This is a genomic window from Flammeovirga sp. MY04 (genome assembly GCF_001682195.2).
Taxonomy (GTDB): domain Bacteria; phylum Bacteroidota; class Bacteroidia; order Cytophagales; family Flammeovirgaceae; genus Flammeovirga; species Flammeovirga yaeyamensis.
Map to the genome: position 1 here is coordinate 3,029,186 of NZ_CP003560.2, position 19,241 is coordinate 3,048,426.

Genomic DNA, 19,241 nt, shown 5'->3' on the forward strand with positions numbered 1-19,241 from the left:
ATTACTTAGTTTACTATGAGTGTGCCTCCTCCTTGTTTCTTACTTTAGCTAAGTAATAAACGTTAGGACGAGTGTTGATTTCATCCAACACATTGTAAGCACGTTCCTTCAATTCGCCTTCAAGAAGTTGACGAACTTCAGATTCAGGGTTGTTCAAGTCACCAAACTTGATTGCTCCTGAAGCACATGCTGACGCACAAGCTGTAGATACATCAGAGTCAACCAATTCACGGCCTTCTCTCTTAGCATTCAACTTACCTGCTTGCGTTCTCTGAACACACATAGAACATTTCTCCATCACACCACGAGAACGAACAGTAACATCTGGGTTCAATACCATCTTACCAAGATCGTTGTTCATGTGATAGTCAAACTCATTATTGTTGTGGTATTTGAACCAGTTGAAACGACGTACTTTGTAAGGACAGTTGTTCGCACAGTATTTTGTACCGATACATCTGTTGTAAGTCATTTGGTTCAAACCTTCCGATGAGTGAGAAGTTGCAGCTACTGGACATACAGTCTCACAAGGAGCATTGTTACAGTGCTGACACATCATTGGTTGGAATACTACTTCTGGGTTACGTGCTGAACGCTCCATTTTCGCATAATCCGTCATTGATGCATTTTCTTCTTCAGTAAACTCCTCTTCAGGACGTTGGCTATAGTAACGGTCCAAACGCAACCAGTGCATTTCACGACGGTTGATTACTTCTTGCTTACCTACGATTGGCACGTTGTTCTCGATATGACATGCAGTCACACAAGCAGAACAACCATCACAAGAGTTCAAGTCGATTGCTAAGCCCCAGTGGTGACCTGGATATTCGTGAACATCAGCTTTGATTCCTGTTACAGAGTTCCAAAGTAATGCCGCTCCTGGCTTAGATTCTGTTACTTTATGCTCATCCTTTTGATAACCATCAGAATTAATATCCCAAGCAGAAATATCAGTTGGTTTCTCTTTACCTTGGTAAGTAGAGATCATCACCTCATGACGAGCTGCTGCAGGGTTCTTAACGTATTGAGCAAGTGTTGTTTCTTGAATAATAGAATGACGGCTCATGATTGTTTCGTGCGTCTGCGTCTGAGCAACATGTTCTTTCGTACCTGTTGCTACTACAGAAACACCTGAAGTAATCACATAGCTTGTCAAATCTTTTGCAGACAACAATGACATTGCATTGAAACCTGCCGCTTCTTTAGCGATTTTACCCAAGTCATCTTGACCATAACCTAGAGGAACTGCGATAACACCTTTTGCTAAACCAGGTTGCATGATTACTGGAAGTTCAAATTCGCCAGCCTTAGTAGTCACTTTAAGTACTTCTTTCTCTGTTTCGAATTCTTTGTGAACACCCAACTCTCTAGCAGCATCTGGAGCGATAGCTACATAGTTACCCCAAGTTACTTTAGTAATCGGGTCTGGAGTTTCTTGGATATATGGGTTATTGGCTAAAGCACCATATCCCAATACTGATGATGGGTAAGCAACAAATTCCCAATCTGCAGTTGTCTTGTATTTAGCTGCTACTGCCGCACCTGCTGATGCTGCATCAAATTCAGCGAAATAGTTAACAGCGTCTGCACCTTGATCAAATACTGACTTATAACCACCAACGTTTTTCGTTTCGAAGATACCATTATGAAGAGATCTTACCCAGAAAGACTGAGCTACAGCTTCAGAAGACTGAAGAGCAAAAAGATCTGTTTTCCAGAATGACTTCACCAACTCATCATAAGAAGCATCGATACTAGCCCATGCTAAGAATGAATCTTGTGCTTGACGAGTATTGAAAATCTTGTTGATTGTTGGTTGAGCAATACTGAAGTATCCTCTTTTGTATTCAGCATCGTTCCAAGCTTCCAAATAATGTGTATCAGGAGCGTTGAATCCACATGCTTTTGCAGTAGCATCAAGACGGTCACTTGTCGATACAGAAAGTTTTGCTTTCTTGATACCTGCTGCGATTTCTTTACCTCTAGCGTAATCGTAAACTGGGTTACAGTTATAGAAAATCACCGCTCCATATTGACCACCTTTTAAGGCATCAACAAAAGCGTTCATCTGTACATCTGAACCTTGACGAGTATATAAAGGAGTGTTTAAATCGATAGTGTTGCCATAGTTTTGAAGCATTTGGTTGATACCATTCACCAACAATTGAACATTCACATCGTTGATTCCTGATACTACCAATGATTTACCTTTGGCGTTTAATAAAGCTTTAGCAGCTCTAGCAATGTTAGCATCCTTAATAGCACCTTTTACAGTTGCATTTCCAGTTGCTTTTGCAATTGCGTTATATAAAGCAGCTACTGCTACACCTTCTTGAGAAGGTTTTAGAGGAGAACGGTAATCAGCCGCCGCACCAGTAAGTGTCAACATTGTCTCGAAAGAGAACAATTGAGACATCTTCTTCTTATTTGGTCCTACTTTTCTAGTAGTAGCAAATTCTGTAGAGAAGATACCAGGAGCTACCCAGTTACCAAGGAAGTCAGCATTGAAACTTACTACAACATCTGCTTTATCAAATGCGTATGAAGGCACTGCTGCTTTTCCAAATTGTTTTTTGTTTGCCTCGATGATAGCAGAATTGTTATCCTGATCGTAAGTAACTACGTCAGCATTATATTTTTCTGCAAATTGGTTAAGGACTTTCTTCGTTGATGGTGAAACAACGGTATTCGTAACTACGGCTACTTTACCTGCTGAATTTAATCCTTTGATGATCTCAGCATCTGCCTTCTTCCAAGTAGTTGTTACACCACCTTTTGAAGGATCTTTAGCTCTAGACTCATCATACAATCCCATGATTGAAGCATTCGCACGAGCAGTAACTGCACCGTTTGAATATTTAGAGAATGTGTTACCCTCGATAAAGATAGGTCTACCTTCTCTAGTCTTCACTACTACTGGCATTGCATCAGAACCATTGAAGAATGTAGAAGCGTAATAGTTTGCTACACCCGGATCAACGTTCTCAGGTTTGTTTAGGTAAGGAATAGCCTTCTTGACTGGTGCTTCACAAGCAGCTAAAGAAACTGCCGCTACAGAGAAGCCCATCACTTTCAAGAAGTCACGTCTGTTGCTTTTGAATTCCCCTTCTGAGTTATCACCATAAGCATCTTTAATTGGTAGATGCTCCGGGAATTCTTTATCAGCATATTTTACGAATTCAGGGTCATTGGTTAATTGCTCAACGCCCTTCCAATATTCTTTCTTTGCCATTTCTCTATTGTAGAAAATCAGTTGAAAGCTTAGTGAACAAAAGGTTCAAAAAGCGACAAATTAATAGTGACATTTAGCACACTCTAAACCTCCGATGTCTTTTACTTTCATCGGCTCTTTAGAAGTAGCTTCGTGCATTTCTACCATTTTGTCATAATACGCATTACCTTTTGCGTTTACGTCTGTCTGACGGTGACAATCAATACACCATCCCATTGTCAACAATGAATGTTGTTGAACGACCTCCATTTTTTCAATCTCACCGTGACATGTTTGGCATTCTACGCCACCCACTTTTACGTGTTGAGAGTGATTGAAATACGCTAAATCTGGCAAGTTGTGAACTCTCACCCATTGGATTGGCTGATCATTCTCAATAGCTGCATAGATTTTTTGGATTTCAGGAGAATTCTGACGGATACTGTTGTGACAGTTCATACAGATGTTCGCCGAAGGAATGTTGGCATTCTTCGATTTTTCTACACCTGTGTGACAGTACTTACAATCAATCTCGTAGTAACCTGCGTGAAGTTTGTGTGAGAAATTGATTGGCTGTTCTGGAGCGTAACCTTGCTGAACACCAACTGCGAATAAAGAATCGATTGTTACTTTAGCAACAATCATCACAAACGCAAAAGAGGCTAAACCAACAAATACTTGGCTTTTGAAAATTGCAGCTAGGCTGAATTTCTCATTAATGTACGCTTCATCTTCAGCTTCAAGTCCTTTTTGTTGTCTAAGGTATTGAGTTAGTACATTAGCAAGAATGACTAAAACAATCAAAACAATACCCAATAAAACAAGTAGTCCAATAATCACCCCTACAAGTAGGTTAGAAGAAACTACCATACCTTGAGGCGTTCCCGCCTCTGCACCTGTGGATGCCGCCGCTGCTTCAGCTGCTGGTTTAGCTGGACCTTTTATCGTTGCATCTTTCACATATGCTAAAACCTGTAAGATCTCCTCATCTGTAAGATCTTGGTTAGGCATAATGGTAGGTTTGAACTCTTCGTAAAGTGCTACCGCGTAAGCATCGCCACTCTCGATTGTTTTGCCTGGATGTTTGATAAATTTAGTCAGCCATTTGACATCACGACGCTCATATACATTTTTAAGCGCCGGTGCGATACCTTTTTCGTGTATTTGGTGACAAGACGAACAGTTCCCATCGAAAAGTTCAGCCCCCGCCGAGATTGCTGCTTCATCAGTAGGGATGCCATCACCCTGCCCAAACACCATCGTGCTTGCTAAGAGCAACCCGCAAACTACTGCTAATGTAGAACGCAACCTTAATACACTTCTGCCGATACTCATACCATTGAAGTTTTTATACAAAAAAATTAGATGAAATATGCAATTGTACATTCGGTTGCAAAGCTAATACGGGGGACTTTTAAATCAAACTTAGCAACAAAAGTCGCTTTAATACGTAAAACACAATATTTTACACTTAAATTATTTATTTACAGACATTTACACCCCTAAAAGTCCAATATATCCTTATTTAGAATCATTACAAATTACAATTTTTAATGACATTTGACATCTTTTTAGGAATAATGAAGATCAGCAAAAAATGTAAACACTCTTAAATTTTCTTAATAAGCCCCAATAACAAGTGATAGTGTAGGTAATTTATTAAACGAATACTTATTCACTTCTTTTCAGTAACATGATTGATTACTGAAAAATTTGTTTAAACAGAGGTTTAAATAGTCTTATTGATGTAAAAGAATCCTAATATCAAATCATGGTTTTGATAATACACACGGAGAATTAAATCATGGTTTTTGGGTATAAAAAAAGGCCAAATCAATGTATTGATTTGACCTTTTAGAGGTGCCAGGCGGATTCGAACCGCCGTACGCGGTTTTGCAGACCGATGCCTAGCCACTCGGCCATGGCACCCTTTACCTTGTAAGACGATGCAAAAGTAATACATCAATTTTAATCTCCCAAACGAATATTCAAAAAAAAGAGTAAATAAAATTTAAGAATCTGTTAGACAAATGGATAATATAGAATGTTTGCTGCAAGTTATCTGATCAGAGATGTTAGATATGCTTTCTTTCCTTATCTTTGATCAACATAAACATACTTTAAACATAAAATGACACTAGAAAAAGCACCTAAAGAATCCTATGTAGTATCTACCGAGATGGTACTTCCCAATGATACTAACCCTTTAAACAATCTAATGGGTGGACACTTGTTACATTTGATGGATGTCGTAGCTGCCATATCTGCTCAAAAGCATTCCAATAGAATTGTAGTTACCGCATCTGTTGATAATGTCTCTTTCAAACACTCCCCAAAGCTAGGTGATGTAATCACTTTAGAAGCACACGTAACGAGAGCCTTCAATTCTTCTATGGAAGTGTTTATTCGTGTTTGGAGTGAGAATATCCCCAATGGTACAAAGGTAGAAACCAATCAAGCTTTCTTTACTTTCGTGGCCGTGGATCAAACAGGAAGACCTATTACTGTCCCTAAGATCAAACCAGAAACCAATATTGAAAAGAAACTATATGAGGAAGCATTACAAAGAAGAGAGGTAAGGTTGATGATGGCGGGGAGGATGAAGCCGAAGGATGCTACTTCTTTGCATTCGATATTTGATAAAAAGTAGTAGGTAGTAGGTAGCAGGTAGCAGGTAGCAGGTAGCAGGTGCTAAGTTAACGCTCGTTTTTTTGGGGTTCGCTCCTCATTACGTGGGCACGAGTTCGGAAACTCGCGCTAGATATAATTATTGCCTTATTTTACACTCGATTTTTGGGGTTCGCTCCTCATTACGTGGGCACGAGTTCGAAAACTCGCGCTAGTTTTATATAGATGCGGTGAAAATACTTTTTAAAAACTTGTATACCCTACCTACGAACCATTCAACATTTCACGTTTTTCATTCTTCATTTTTAACTTTTAATTTCCTTAAGACGGCAAAAAGGTCACTTTCCGAAAAAAGCGACCTTTTTTATTTCATCTAATGTATTTCTTTCTATAGTGATGAGAACTGACGTAAGAATCTTAAATCATTTTCTGTGAATAATCTAAGGTCGTTGATTCTGTATTTCAACATTGTCATACGCTCAATACCCATACCGAAGGCAAAACCTGTGTATTCTTCTGGATCGATACCTGATGCTTTTAATACATTAGGGTCTACCATACCACAACCACCGATTTCTACCCATCCAGTGTACTTACAGATATTACATCCTTTGCCACCACATACAGTACAGCTAACGTCTAATTCAGCTGAAGGTTCTGTGAATGGGAAATAAGATGGTCTTAATCTAATTTTAGTATTTGGACCGAAGAATTCTTTGGCGAAGTAATACAATGTATCTTTAAGATCTTTAAATGATACATTTTTATCGATATATAAACCTTCTACCTGGTGGAAGATACAGTGTGCACGAGCTGAGATCGTCTCGTTTCTGTATACTCTACCTGGCGATAATGTTCTTATTGGAGGCTTTTGATTTTCCATCACACGTACTTGTACTGATGATGTATGCGTACGTAAAGCGATATCAGGATCTTTTTCTAAGAAGAAGGTATCCTGCATTTCTCTCGCTGGGTGATTTGGAGGGAAATTCAAAGCAGAGAAGTTGTGCCAATCGTCTTCGATTTCTGGACCTTCAGAAATATTGAAACCAACACGCTCGAAGATTCTAGAGATTTCCTCACGAACTTTAGTAATTGGGTGAACAGTACCCATTTCGTTAGGAACGTTTGGCAACGTCAAATCATGGTGATTGATATCCGATGCTTGTGCATCTTCTAAAGCATCTTGAAGTTCCTGAAATTTTTCTTGAGCAGCATTTTTTAAAGCATTCACTGTTTGTCCAAAAGTCTTACGTTCTTCTGGTGCTACTTCTTTCATTTTCGAAAATAAGTCAGCAATAATACCTTTTCTACCAACAACACCTACACGGAAATTTTCTAAATCTTCTTTAGTTGCCGCAGTTGCTTTTTCTATTTGTTCTTCAATTTTTTTTATCTGCTCAAGCATAATTTCTAAAAATATATTGAATGGGACTTCCCCTTTTAAATCTTAATCTGTTACATAGAAAGATCACCTTTCTATTTTTCAATTTGCAAAGATAAAAACTTTATTCACCTATAACACGAGTAAAGTCATAAAAACCAAATAATAATGATTTGTTATGATGTTCCTTAACAAAAAACGCTTCAATCTTGCATAGATTGAAGCGTTTAAGTGAGTTTTTACTCTTATAAATAATTAGCAGTTGCAGTTACCGTCTTCACAGCTATCTTCACATACTTCTACTAATTCGATATCGAAGTTCAAGTCTTTACCAGCCATTGGAGAGTTAGCGTCAACTTTGATGATCTCTTCAGTTAACTCAACTACTGTTGCAGGGATTGGACCTTGAGGGCTTTGAAGACCGATTTGGTCACCTACGTTAGGTTTCATATCTGCAGGAACATCTGATCTTTTGAATTCGATGATCAAATCTTCACGAGCAGGACCATAAGCCTCGTCGCAAGGGATGTTTACAGTTTTCTTGTCACCTACGTTCATACCTTCAACTGCTTTGTCGAAACCAGGGATCATTTGACCAGCACCAACAGTGAAAGCGATTGGCTCGTTTCTGTCGTATGAAGAATCAAATTTGCTACCGTCGTTTAAAGTACCAGTGTAGTGAACTTTAACTTTATTTCCCTTTTGTGCTACTGACATTTCTCTATTTATTTGAATGTTAGAGCGTACTACCGCTCAAAATGAGTTGCAAAATTACAAAGATGTTGAGGGTTTACAAGTATTTGTTAGGAAATAATGAGGATTGACAAGATACTTTTGAAGTATTTTACTTATTTCTTCTTTTTGAAGACAATCATTACTCCATCTGTGTAGCTAAAACCCCATCCGCCAGTACCGACGTTAGACGAACTTGCTGATGATAAAGGAGTAATACTAACTAATTTAAATCCTTTTTTCTCATGCTCTTCCAAACATTTGTTGACCATCTCAGCCGTATCGTCACCATGTATTTTTACTGATCTTAAACGATCTGATGTAGTTCTTCTAGACTCTTTTTTTGTCTTTAAATATACTGTTTTAAACATGTCGAATTGTTAGTTAAATTTTATGATGTTTTCTCACACTTGAGCAATACCTTATCGTTGTTAAACAGAGTAGTTGCAAAAAGGAAATCATTTCCTCCATCTTTTAACTTCAGCTTTTTCTTTAATTGATCTACCGTTTGAGGAAAATTTCGAACAGATAAATTCGCTTTCAATGAGGGTAAATGCTTCTGCAAAACTTTCTTTTGCACTTGTAAAGTATCCACAATCTTAAATTTTCTTCCAGGGAAATCGCCTATCAGTTTATCTGAAGTATAGAGATGCGTATTCAGGTGTATTTTTTTTAACCCAAATTGGTTTGCAATAGATTTGAAAGCACCACCTTTCATTACCGCCGCATTAGGTTCGTATAAATATTCGTACAATTCACTTGCCAATTCTACCTCTGTGTACTCTTCATTTTCTAAAATAAAAGAAAAGGAAGTATCATTTCCATTGGATTTAAGATCGACACAAGTAATTTCTGTATTGACTTTTTCTTGTTGATGATCGATATAAAAAAGAATCTCTTTACACTCTCCATCCACTGCTATTACCCAAACCTTAGACACATTATCCAACTGTCGTAAAGACTGCTTGATGTCCAACATTGGGGAAAGTTTTATCAACACACTTTTTGATTTCTCTTTTAAAAGCGCTTGATGTTCAATAAGATTAGGCTCACAATCTGAGATCATCACCACTTTTTTATTGTGTTCATCTCGACGTGCAGGATCTACATAGATGACATCAAATTGTTGGTTGCTTTGCTGAAGCCACTCTAGGCTATCGCCTTGGATTACTTCAACATTGTTACGACCAAGTGATGCAAAATTCTGAGCACTAATTTCACTCAAATCTTTTTGCCTTTCAGCATACATCACTTTTTTAAAAACAAAAGAAAAAGCCCAATCGTCTACACCCATTCCTCCTGTAAGGTCAATCATCGATTCACCTTCTACCAAAGACGACTTGTATTTGGCTGCTTTTTCGGAAGAACTTTGTTCTAACGGGACTTTCTCTGGAAATATCACCTCTGCATTCTCGTACCAAGTCGGTAATTTCTTCTTGACTTTCTGACGTGAGGCAATTTGATGTGCCGCCACCTTACCATCTACCTCAGGGAATTTCTGAGCTTTAAAAGCAATATCAGCAGGATTTTCATCCAAATGATCTTGTATAAATTGCTTAGTGATAGTATCGATGATCATGCTATGTTTATTAAAATTCTGTATATCCGTATTCTTTAGGGGTGATTTTATTGTTGATCACCTGATTAGCGTTTAAGGCTAATGCCCACATTTCATCTTCTCCAGGGAAGATTTCTACATCAGCAATATGATTCACATATTCCGTGATTTTACCTGTGAACCATTTTCCATAAGCCATTCCGCCCGTCAAAATTACGGCATCTACTTTATTCTGTAAAGGAACGACCATACTATTTATCGATTTAGCGATTTGATATATCATCGCTTCCATCACTTTCAACTCCGCTTCTGAACCTGCTTGAGCTGCTTCTTCCACAGCTTTGGCATCAATAGTATTTAGGTAAGCTGACATACCGCCTTTACCTACGACCATTGAAATCATTTCTTGTTGAGTGTATGCTCCGCTAAATGCCGCACGAATAATATCTCCCACAGGAAGCGATCCGCTTCTTTCTGGTGAAAATGGACCATCGCCATCGAGTGCTTGATTTACATCGACCACTTTTCCTTTAAGGTGAGCTCCAACAGAAACACCTCCACCCATATGAGTGATGATTAAGTTTAAGTCTTCGTACTTCTTCCCTATTTTCTCTGCATATGTTCTCGCTACTGCTTTTTGATTTAAAGCGTGAAAGACAGATACGCGAGGAAATTTAGGGTGTCCCGACATGCGGGCAATATCAGATAGTTCGTCTACAACCACAGGATCGGCAATATATGCGTTGACTTTAGCTTCTGAAGCTATATCAAATGCTATTTTTGCTGCCCAGTTGCTTGCATGTTTTCTTGGAGTTTCCTTTAAATCGTGAAGTAGGTTCTCATCCACCAAATACACTCCCGATTCAATAGGTTTAGATAATCCGCCTCTTGCCATCACGATAGCAAGAGAGGAAATATCAATTTTTTCTTCCTTCAGAAATTCAACTACTTTTTCCTTACGGAACTTTAGTTGCTCTTCTTCGGTTTGAAACTGCTGAAGTTCCTCTATGGAATGTCTCAGCGTTTTCACTTTATATTCTTCTTCTCCTTGGTACAAAGCCACTTTTGTGGATGTTGAGCCAGGGTTGATAGCTAATATATATTGCATAAATTAAAATTCGATGGATGCTGCAGCTAAACGGATGGAGTTTAATTTCGTCTCCATAGAATCAGCTCTTGATGTTAAGACGATGGGAGCCTTTGCCCCTAAAATGATAGAGGCTACTTTGGCACTAGCAAAGAAAACGAATGCTTTGTAAAGTACGTTACCTGCTTCGATATCCGGCACCAATAATAGATCGGCATTACCGGCAACTGATCCTTTAATGCCTTTATGAGAAGATGATTCTTGTGAAATGGCATTATCGAAAGCTAAAGGACCATCGATTTCGCAATTTCTGATTTGTCCTCTGTTGGCCATAATCGTTAATAAAGCGGCATCCAAAGTGGCTGGCATTTTTTCGTTCACCATTTCTACTGCCGCTAAAGCAGCTACTTTAGGTTTCTCGATTCCCAACTTTCTCATGAAATCAATGGCATTATTAAGAATGGCAATTTTAGTATCCAAATCTGGAGCGATGTTCATGGCCACATCTGTTAATGCTAGAGGTTTATGGTAGGCTGGCAAATCGAATAATGCGATGTGAGAGATACATCTACTTTTCTTTAATCCCCAATCTTTATTTAGGACACCACGCATTAATTCTGCAGTGGAGATATGTCCTTTCATTAGGAAATCCGCTTTTCCATTGTGAATAAGAGAAACGGCAGTTTTCACCATGTCTTTGTATTCTATCTCGTGTATGATTTCAACATCATCACCAAAGGCATAACCTAATTCATCGCACATATTTTTAATATCGTGCTTGTTGCCGACCAAAACAGGTTCGATAATATCTTCTTTATAAGATCTATATACCGCCTCTAAAGCGTGATCGTCCGCAGCTGCACATAGTACTAAACGTCTTTTTGTGGTCTGATTATTTAATATCTCCGTAAGTTCAGATATGCTTTTTAACATGGTATTATGGTTAGTAAAAAAAGGTGTCCTCATGATCAAAAAGTATCTAAATAAAATAACATGAAATACAATGCTATCTATTTGAATACTATTTTGGATGAGTTTTAGTGTTTATATGTGTGCAAAAGTAATGATTTTTCCCTATAAAGGAATGATTTCAAGGACAGAAAACGATTTCTCAAATTCCATTACTTTCACTTGAACACTTTGTCCAACTTCAGCATTTAATTCACCTCTGAATCGAGCAGACAGTTTTGTTCCTACTTTTGGATAACGTGTCACTCCCGGACCACAGCCTACCAAAGACTTCACCATAAAAATGGCTCCCGTGCCTTCAATAGTCAAAAGTTCACCATAGAATACACAAGCACCTGGAGTTACTCTTAGTTCGTTATTATCTCCGGTCACCTGACTTTTATCATCTCCTCCAACAATTTGTACATAATTGGAAGTTCTACAACCTATTGTTAATAGAAAAAGTGCCGCTAAAATAAATCTCATTTTTTTCATGTGGCGAAGGTAAAGAGAAAAGAGGGAAGAATTAAAAATTATAGAATTAAGAAAGCTGAAATGTTTAAGGGTAGAGTTATTATTTATTCATAATTAAGTGTTTATAGATTTTTTTTAGAGATAAATACATAACTTTGTTTCAAATACACACAAAATGAATAACAGAAACTTAATACGATTCGACTGGGCAATAAAAAGACTTTTAAGAAACAAAGCCGATTTTTCAGTTCTTGAAGGTTTTTTATCAGAACTTCTCAAAGAAGATGTAATCATTCAGAATATCCTGGAAAGTGAAAGTAATCAAAGATTAGACTCTGATAAATACAACAGAGTTGACATTTTGGTTAAAAACTCCGTAGGTGAATTGGTAATAATAGAGCTTCAAAATCAGAATGAATATGATTATTTCCATAGAATGAATTATGGAACTGCAAAAGTCATATCTGAATATATTTCTGTTGGTGAACCTTATCAAAATATTAAGAAAGTGTATTCAATCAATATTGTGTATTTTGATTTAGGGCAAGGAAATGATTATGTATATCATGGAAAAACTGATTTCATTGGTATTCATAAAGCTGATAAACTTTTATTATCTGCTAAGCAAACTGAACTTCTTGGGGGTAAAATTGAGCCCTATCAAATATTCCCTGAATATTATGTAATTAAGGTAAATCAATTTGATGATGTAGCAAAAGACTCTCTTGATCAATGGATCTATTACTTAAAAAACAACGATATCAAAGAGGAATTTAATGCTAAAGGGATTTCTAAAGCCAGAGAACTATGGAGAGTCGATACTTTACCGGAAGAAGAAAAAAAGAATTATTCACAACATTTAAAAGATCTAAGAAACGAAGCAAGCAGAATGTTAACACTAAAAGTTGACGCCGAAGATCGTGTGAGATTAGAAATGGCAAAAGAAATGAAAAATGATGGTGTTCCTATTGAACAGATTATGAAATACACCAACTTATCAAAAAAGGATATTGATAACTTATAAAAAACCTGAGCTCGAAAATTAAATTTACAAACTCAGGTTTCACACTATTCTTTCACTATCATCTGATGATTACTCTTCTCCTCATCAAATACTTTTAGGATATACTGACCTGTAAACAAATGCTCTAGATTGAGAGTAATTAATCGGTTTTCAAATTCTTGATGATACACTTTCTGACCATCAACAGTGAAAACAGCAATACTTACTTTTGGATTCCAGCTATTTTCTAGTTCAACAGTAAATTGACCGGTACTTGGGTTAGGATACAATCTAATTGGTTGATTTAAATTAGAAAGTAAATTATTGACATCTGTAGTTTTTGAGTACAGAAAATGTTCGCTATCTACCGATTCTCCACTTGAATTAAATGCCTTAACCCAATAATGATAATCGCCTTCATCTAAAACAGAATAATCTTTAAAAATCTGCTCATTCATATCTACCTGTCCTATCATCAAAGTATCTGTGGAATTAACACGAGAACGATAAATTCTAAATCCATGCTCGTTCGATGAGACATCTTTCCAAGTCACTTTATGATGATCCAATATATCCAAAACTTTAACTGTATTAGGAGGAATAATATCATCTTCTGTTTGATCAAACATTAAATACATACACTCTACCTCAGGTGAATATCCCATAGAGTTAAAGGCGATCAATAGATATTTGTATTCTTCACCATCGGCTACTGAATTATCGTAATATTTGGTGGTGTTCGCGGGTAATTCTACCAATTGATTTACCGTTCCAGAATTTCTTTCGGCTCTATAAATCTGATAACCGTGCTCGTTGTCAGAACGATCTTCCCACATTAACATCAAACCATCATTTTCTTTTACTACTCTAAAATTTTCAGCAATAATTGGTAATGAAATGTTCTCTTCTGTTTTGATATATGCTGATTGAGTTATGCCGGCAACACCCTCATTAAACTCGGTAACATAATAGTAATATTTCTCTCCAGATAAGATGGTGTTATCAAAAATTTCTTTGGTGGAGTTTTCAACAGAAACTATATGTACTGAATCTTCTGAGCCTACTAATTTTCTATAAACTTTATATTCATCTCCATCCTCATTTAAATCCTCCCATTCTACCGTGACTACCCCATGTGTATATTCAGTTACCTCTAAAGAAGTTAATCCTTTTGGAGATTGAGGATGAGTATTTACAGCTTTTATTGATGATGGATAATATTCACCTGAATAGGTAGCCGCAACATAATATTCATAATTTATATTAGCGTATACATTTTCATCGACGAACTGACTAGTGGAGGATGGTAGAGATTCAATTCTAACAAAACTACCATTGCCACTTCGCCTAAAGATGCAATAACTTGATTCAAGATTAGACAAATCATCCCACTTCAAATATATTTTATTATCGGAGTGCAATAGTTCAAAATTATCGGGAGCATGAATTCCTAATTGAGCTTGGGCGATATCAGATAGCTGTTCTCCTAAATGATTATAACTCGCTACTTTGTACTCATAGGTCATTCCTTCATCTATATTTACGTCAAGAAATTCTTGATGATTATAAGTCAAATCTGCAATTTTTTCAAACTCCTCTGATAACGCATCTTTACGATAAACATAAAAACCTAATTCATTCGAAATATCATCCTCCCATGTCAATTGAACCGAAGAAGTCCCATTAGCCACACCGTTCAAACTAGAAGGAGCTTTTGGAGCACTATCATCTGATAAGGTATATAAAAATAATTGAGGGATACTTTGAAGGGTGCCACCAAGTAAACCATTGATGGCTGAGAGCTTAAAATAATAGGTCGCGTTTGGAATTAATTGTTCCAAAGTAATCATCGATTGATTAACATCTGTAGTAATCGCATGAGTGAAATTTACTCCTCCATCAACAGAATATTCTAATAAGAAGCCCGTTTCTAATGCCGAATTATCTTTCCATTGTATTTGTAATGAATTAACTGATAATTGATCAATATGAATATTCGTAGGTTGCTCCAATAATGAATAGGTAGATGTATACGTATATGTAGACATCCCTGCCCCGTTAACAGCTGCCACTCTGAAATAGTATTTCAAAGACCCAAAAGGAATATTATCCAATAAATAATTGGAGGTGTTTCTACTCACTTCTGCAATTGGTACATAGCCGTGATACTCGTTTAATGAGTACTCTATAGTAAAAAATTCTTCATCGTTCGATTGATCTTCCCATTGCAAGTAAAAACCATTCTGTTCTTTCTCTACTTTCAACAGATGGACTGGATTAGGTATAGATGTAATTCTTGCTGTAGCTATCGGAGATTGGGTAGCGATTCCATTCGATGTAAATGCTCTTACTTTATAGTAATACGTTACTCCTTGGGTCTTCTTTGCTTGATCTTCAAAACTTAAATTATCTTTCTCTACATTCCCTATGGCTATATATGATCCATCGGGAGATATCGATCTTTCTATGGTATATCCAGATACTTCTTGATTGGACTGCCAAGTAAGTAAAACATTGGTATGACCGTCCACTTTTGCTGTTAAGTTCTCTACTTGTGATGGAGGATTTCCTCCTTCTGATCTACCAAATACCTCGAAAGCTAAATCATAATCTCTATAATTTAATTCGGATCTTGGTGTCCATTCTGTAAACCCGTTTCTAAATAAATCGCCAGAATCCAATAAATGAAATTCTTTACCATTTTGACTTCCATTACCAGTTCCTCTCCAGTAATACGATCCTCCATTTCTGTAGGACATCACAGGAGCGACAGTTAACCAATAACGGCCTTCCTCTAGTTCAAGCGTTTCAGGAAAATTATAAGTAAGATACGTCCTATCCATATATTGAATGGGTACATCTCCTGAATTGTATATCTGATTTAAAGACGGCTTTCCATTATCATCTTCCCAAATAATAATTCGATATATCTCTTCTCTGCTACTATTAGCATGATATACTTTTACTCCAGTAATATTCCAATTGATATTTTCATCAACATAAAAATCATCGGCTAAATAAATAGGAACTCCAAAATCTGTAAAAAACTGACTTCTATACGTTCGACCAGAATTCTCTGACTGTGCATAAAGCAAAGGGGAAATTAATTTTACAGTTACATTAATGTCCATAGTGGTGCTCAAAGAACCATCTGATGCAGTTAATGATACTGTTGTTTGTCCAAAAGAATTTTGATCAGGTTGTATATATAAGTATTCATCATCAAATGATGCTTTGACAATAGATGAATCTCCTACAGAAAATGTATACGATAAGATATCAGCTTCAGAATCTTCAAATAGATCACTTACTAAAAATGCTATTTTCTGATCACCTGCATACATGATTAAATCATCTATTTGATTCAATACAATTGGAGGCGTATTCGTTGTTCCATAATAAGAAGTAAACAAACCATTTGAATGTGTGCCTATGGCTACAAAACCATCTTCTCTTGTTTTGATCATTCCTACTACTGCATCACCGATCTCGTTCTGTGCCTGCTGTGACCATTGAGTATTTTCAGACAATGAGGTTGCATGGAAAAGGCCAATACTTGTTCCAGCAAAGTAAGACGTTTCTTGTCCATCGGGCTGATGAAAAGCAAACCATCTTACCGAAGGACCGGCACCACTTCCATCTTCGTTTTCTTCTAAATTACCCGTGATGTGTGCCCAAGTATTTCCAGCGTCTTTCGATTCAAAAATACTTTGTGTTTGATAATTTGATAATACAATAACCACATGCTCATCATCTATAGGGTTGACAGCAATACATGAAATAAATCCGGTGGGTAATCCTTTATCAGTTGAAATAGTATTTACAGTAGCACTCGCATTTGTTGGGTTATCTATTCTGTAAACCACTCCTGCACTTGTACCGTAATACAAACGATGGTTTCCTTCTGTAGAAACATCCAAAGCCGTGATAGTTCCTGAAGCAGCAACATTTGTATACTTCGCCCACCCCGTTCTAGTCCCATTAAATGTGTATCCGGAGTTGATGTTATCCAATTCAGTATTGACCCATAGAGTTCGTCCAGAGGGATAATACATAATATTTTCATCTACATGATCGATCAGAAAGGGATTGACAAACATTTGTCCTGAAGCATCTCTTGGATGAATTCCGTCATAATCTGTTGGATTCCTTGGATCCTCTCCTTTGAATCGTAGAATCTTTCCGTATTGCGTACTTGTGTAACGCATTGGTTCATCAGAAACGATATGTACAAAACATCCATCTCCTCCTCCATATTCTTCAATCCAATCAGAAGTAACATCAGAAGATTTACTGTACCACTTGCCATTGTCCTGGAAACCGGCCAATAATTGAGTATCAAAATAGTTTTTCTCTGCTATAGCGATTGCATAACTTTGAGTGGTGTAATATCCATTATTAATAAACTCCCAATCGACTACATCAGCCATAATATTTGAGGTCTTACTTAACCCTCCATCATGTGCAGAAATTACATGATTACTATTCGATGGTAAAAATACCAAGTCGTGATTATCTGGATGGTGATTTTTATACAAGCTCACATTATTAACCGTAGAATAACCTCCAATCCATTTTGTTTCTGTAGTAGTTCTAAAGGCATTGTTTGATCGATATACATTTGTGCTTCCTAGAAAAACAACGTTTTCGTCATCAGGTTTATATTTGATAAACTGATTGTAAGATCCTTGGGACATATTGCCTACGTAACCACCAAATTGAGGTAAATTGGATGTCAAATTTCTCCAATAATTATTATCAGCAGTATATTCAAAGAGCATATGATTACTGACTCCTTTATTGGGAAAATGAACGAAGAACATCACTTTATTGGGGTTGGAAGGGGAGATATCGATGACTACTCTTTGAAAACCGAAATTCTTTAATGGGTCAGGTGTAATATTAATCCAACTCTTTCCCATATCATTTGATGAAAAAATACCATAGTTAGCTATTGTTGCATATACTTCATTGTTGGGACCGACAATCACTTCAGAAAATGAGTTTCTATCTTCTCCTAATACTAGTTCCCAGCTTACTCCTCCATCTCGAGAAATTGAAATTCCTTCAGCATGTGCTGCATATAAATTTCCCTCAAGATCCATTGCTAATTTATTGACAAACTGAAAATGACCTTCACTTTCGGTTGGATCGGATTCTGTTTCTTCGATTGGAGCCCATGTTACACCATTATCGTAAGATTTAAAAATACCGTTTCCTCTATAAGTAGCTCCTCCTCCGGAAGCTGAATTTCCATAGACTTCACCAGCACCATAATACCAAATATTAGAATAAGCAGAACGAGGATCTTGAACTATACAAGTAATGCCTTGTCGGTCTGTAGAAGAAGTCACTTTCACCCAAGATTCCCCAGCATTTATCGACCGCCACAATCCACCAGCCACACCACCAGCAAAAATGATTTTCTCATTATTTCTATCCAATGCCAGTGCCCTTGTTCTACCTCCGACATTATAAGGTCCCCTTTGTTGCCAAGGAGAGTGAATTGGTTGAATAATCCTTTTATTCTCATTTTTAGCTTTTAGTGCATTGCCAAAAATATGCTCCAATTCAGTAATATTTCCAGGAATCTCGTGGGTAATAGGATTTTCCGTCATCAACTTTTCATGAGCCAATCTTGCCGCAGGATCATCTTTTTGCCTCTTAAATTTAGAATAAGGCATTACTTCTTGGGCATCAGAACTTAGGATAGGTTTTGATTGATTTTGAGCAGATACGGTAGTAGTCAGTATACACATTAGGAAGACAAAAATTTGTCTCCACAAAGTGTAGTTATAAGTAGCGTTCATGGGTATTAGGTCTAACGGTCCTCTGCAAGTAATGAGCATCTAAGCCCATTACTATACATATTGAGGGTCACTAAATGAGTTAATAAAAGTAGCTTTAAGAAAATAGGTGCTTTAAGCTTTCAAAATTAGGTATTATCAATATACCAAACTCCTTAGGGAAAAAATAGTGATTAGTTCAAGTCCTTGATATTCTGAAATGATAAACTTGGATAAGTGATATTTTTAGAACTAATAAACTACGGGGGATTAGTATAAATAACTCAGGAGTTTTTGAAGTAAGAGGTTAGAATTAAAAAGTAAGAAGTAAAAGGTAAGAGGTAAGGTGAGAAAGCTAGCGAGGTGGCCTTGGCCCCTCGAGGACTATCGGTTTACGACGATGCTAGTAGGTAGTGATATGTAAAATGTT

The 19,241-nt window shown here is 37.0% G+C and carries 12 protein-coding genes and 1 tRNA gene; 2 read left to right on the forward strand and 11 right to left on the reverse strand.

Annotated elements, in window-relative coordinates; all coding sequences use genetic code 11:
- Positions 1-13 precede the first annotated feature (13 nt).
- The 3 genes from MY04_RS12225 to MY04_RS12235 form a co-directional block, all read right to left on the reverse strand.
- Positions 14-3,232, reverse strand: coding sequence for a TAT-variant-translocated molybdopterin oxidoreductase (locus MY04_RS12225; protein ID WP_066210045.1), 3,219 nt, complete (start codon positions 3,230-3,232; stop codon positions 14-16).
- Positions 3,233-3,292: 60 nt separating this feature from the next.
- Positions 3,293-4,546, reverse strand: coding sequence for a c-type cytochrome (locus MY04_RS12230; protein WP_066210046.1), 1,254 nt, complete (start codon positions 4,544-4,546; stop codon positions 3,293-3,295).
- Between the two features lie 523 nt (positions 4,547-5,069).
- Positions 5,070-5,140 (reverse strand) — tRNA-Cys (locus MY04_RS12235).
- A 202-nt stretch (positions 5,141-5,342) separates the two neighbouring features.
- Between MY04_RS12235 and MY04_RS12240 the strand changes: the two genes are divergently transcribed.
- On the forward strand, positions 5,343-5,861 hold the full coding sequence (locus MY04_RS12240) for an acyl-CoA thioesterase (RefSeq protein WP_066210047.1): 519 nt from the start codon (positions 5,343-5,345) through the stop codon (positions 5,859-5,861).
- Positions 5,862-6,227: 366 nt separating this feature from the next.
- Here MY04_RS12240 and pheS read toward each other — a convergent pair whose 3' ends face one another.
- The 7 genes from pheS to MY04_RS12275 form a co-directional block, all read right to left on the reverse strand.
- On the reverse strand, positions 6,228-7,247 hold the full coding sequence (gene pheS / locus MY04_RS12245; RefSeq protein WP_066210048.1) for a phenylalanine--tRNA ligase subunit alpha: 1,020 nt from the start codon (positions 7,245-7,247) through the stop codon (positions 6,228-6,230).
- 231 nt (positions 7,248-7,478) lie between these two features.
- Positions 7,479-7,940 carry an FKBP-type peptidyl-prolyl cis-trans isomerase gene (locus MY04_RS12250; protein ID WP_066210049.1) on the reverse strand — a complete coding sequence of 154 codons (462 nt, stop codon included), beginning with the start codon at positions 7,938-7,940 and terminating at the stop codon, positions 7,479-7,481.
- A 131-nt stretch (positions 7,941-8,071) separates the two neighbouring features.
- Complete coding sequence (locus MY04_RS12255) at positions 8,072-8,326, reverse strand: hypothetical protein (protein ID WP_066210050.1); 255 nt, start codon at positions 8,324-8,326, stop codon at positions 8,072-8,074.
- A gap of 20 nt (positions 8,327-8,346) precedes the next feature.
- On the reverse strand, positions 8,347-9,534 hold the full coding sequence (locus tag MY04_RS12260) for a class I SAM-dependent methyltransferase (protein WP_066210051.1): 1,188 nt from the start codon (positions 9,532-9,534) through the stop codon (positions 8,347-8,349).
- Positions 9,535-9,544: 10 nt separating this feature from the next.
- Entirely contained in the window at positions 9,545-10,621 is a 1,077-nt protein-coding gene (gene buk / locus MY04_RS12265; protein ID WP_066210052.1) for a butyrate kinase, read from the reverse strand.
- 3 nt (positions 10,622-10,624) lie between these two features.
- The gene (locus MY04_RS12270) at positions 10,625-11,533 is read right to left on the reverse strand and encodes a bifunctional enoyl-CoA hydratase/phosphate acetyltransferase (protein ID WP_066210053.1); all 909 of its coding nucleotides are present in this window, start codon (positions 11,531-11,533) and stop codon (positions 10,625-10,627) included.
- Positions 11,534-11,674: 141 nt separating this feature from the next.
- A complete protein-coding gene (locus MY04_RS12275; RefSeq protein ID WP_066210054.1) occupies positions 11,675-12,034 on the reverse strand; it encodes a hypothetical protein in 360 nt (119 codons plus the stop codon).
- Between the two features lie 163 nt (positions 12,035-12,197).
- Here MY04_RS12275 and MY04_RS12280 point away from each other — a divergent pair, with 163 nt between their 5' ends.
- Positions 12,198-13,046: an Rpn family recombination-promoting nuclease/putative transposase gene (locus tag MY04_RS12280; RefSeq protein WP_066210055.1), complete on the forward strand. Its 849-nt coding sequence runs from the start codon at positions 12,198-12,200 to the stop codon at positions 13,044-13,046.
- Between the two features lie 44 nt (positions 13,047-13,090).
- Here MY04_RS12280 and MY04_RS12285 read toward each other — a convergent pair whose 3' ends face one another.
- A complete protein-coding gene (locus tag MY04_RS12285) occupies positions 13,091-18,835 on the reverse strand; it encodes a fibronectin type III domain-containing protein (RefSeq protein ID WP_158297682.1) in 5,745 nt (1,914 codons plus the stop codon).
- Positions 18,836-19,241 lie beyond the last annotated feature (406 nt).

Bases quoted from the DNA above. Each gene is read 5' to 3' on its own strand.
- MY04_RS12230 (WP_066210046.1), bottom strand. From the start codon at position 4,546: ATGAGTATCGGCAGAAGTGTATTAAGGTTGCGTTCTACATTAGCAGTA.
- MY04_RS12275 (WP_066210054.1), bottom strand. From the start codon at position 12,034: ATGAGATTTATTTTAGCGGCACTTTTTCTATTAACAATAGGTTGTAGA.
- MY04_RS12280 (WP_066210055.1), top strand. From the start codon at position 12,198: ATGAATAACAGAAACTTAATACGATTCGACTGGGCAATAAAAAGACTT.
- MY04_RS12255 (WP_066210050.1), bottom strand. From the start codon at position 8,326: ATGTTTAAAACAGTATATTTAAAGACAAAAAAAGAGTCTAGAAGAACT.
- MY04_RS12260 (WP_066210051.1), bottom strand. From the start codon at position 9,534: ATGATCATCGATACTATCACTAAGCAATTTATACAAGATCATTTGGAT.
- MY04_RS12270 (WP_066210053.1), bottom strand. From the start codon at position 11,533: ATGTTAAAAAGCATATCTGAACTTACGGAGATATTAAATAATCAGACC.
- MY04_RS12285 (WP_158297682.1), bottom strand. From the start codon at position 18,835: ATGAACGCTACTTATAACTACACTTTGTGGAGACAAATTTTTGTCTTC.
- buk (WP_066210052.1), bottom strand. From the start codon at position 10,621: ATGCAATATATATTAGCTATCAACCCTGGCTCAACATCCACAAAAGTG.
- MY04_RS12250 (WP_066210049.1), bottom strand. From the start codon at position 7,940: ATGTCAGTAGCACAAAAGGGAAATAAAGTTAAAGTTCACTACACTGGT.
- MY04_RS12240 (WP_066210047.1), top strand. From the start codon at position 5,343: ATGACACTAGAAAAAGCACCTAAAGAATCCTATGTAGTATCTACCGAG.
- MY04_RS12225 (WP_066210045.1), bottom strand. From the start codon at position 3,232: ATGGCAAAGAAAGAATATTGGAAGGGCGTTGAGCAATTAACCAATGAC.
- pheS (WP_066210048.1), bottom strand. From the start codon at position 7,247: ATGCTTGAGCAGATAAAAAAAATTGAAGAACAAATAGAAAAAGCAACT.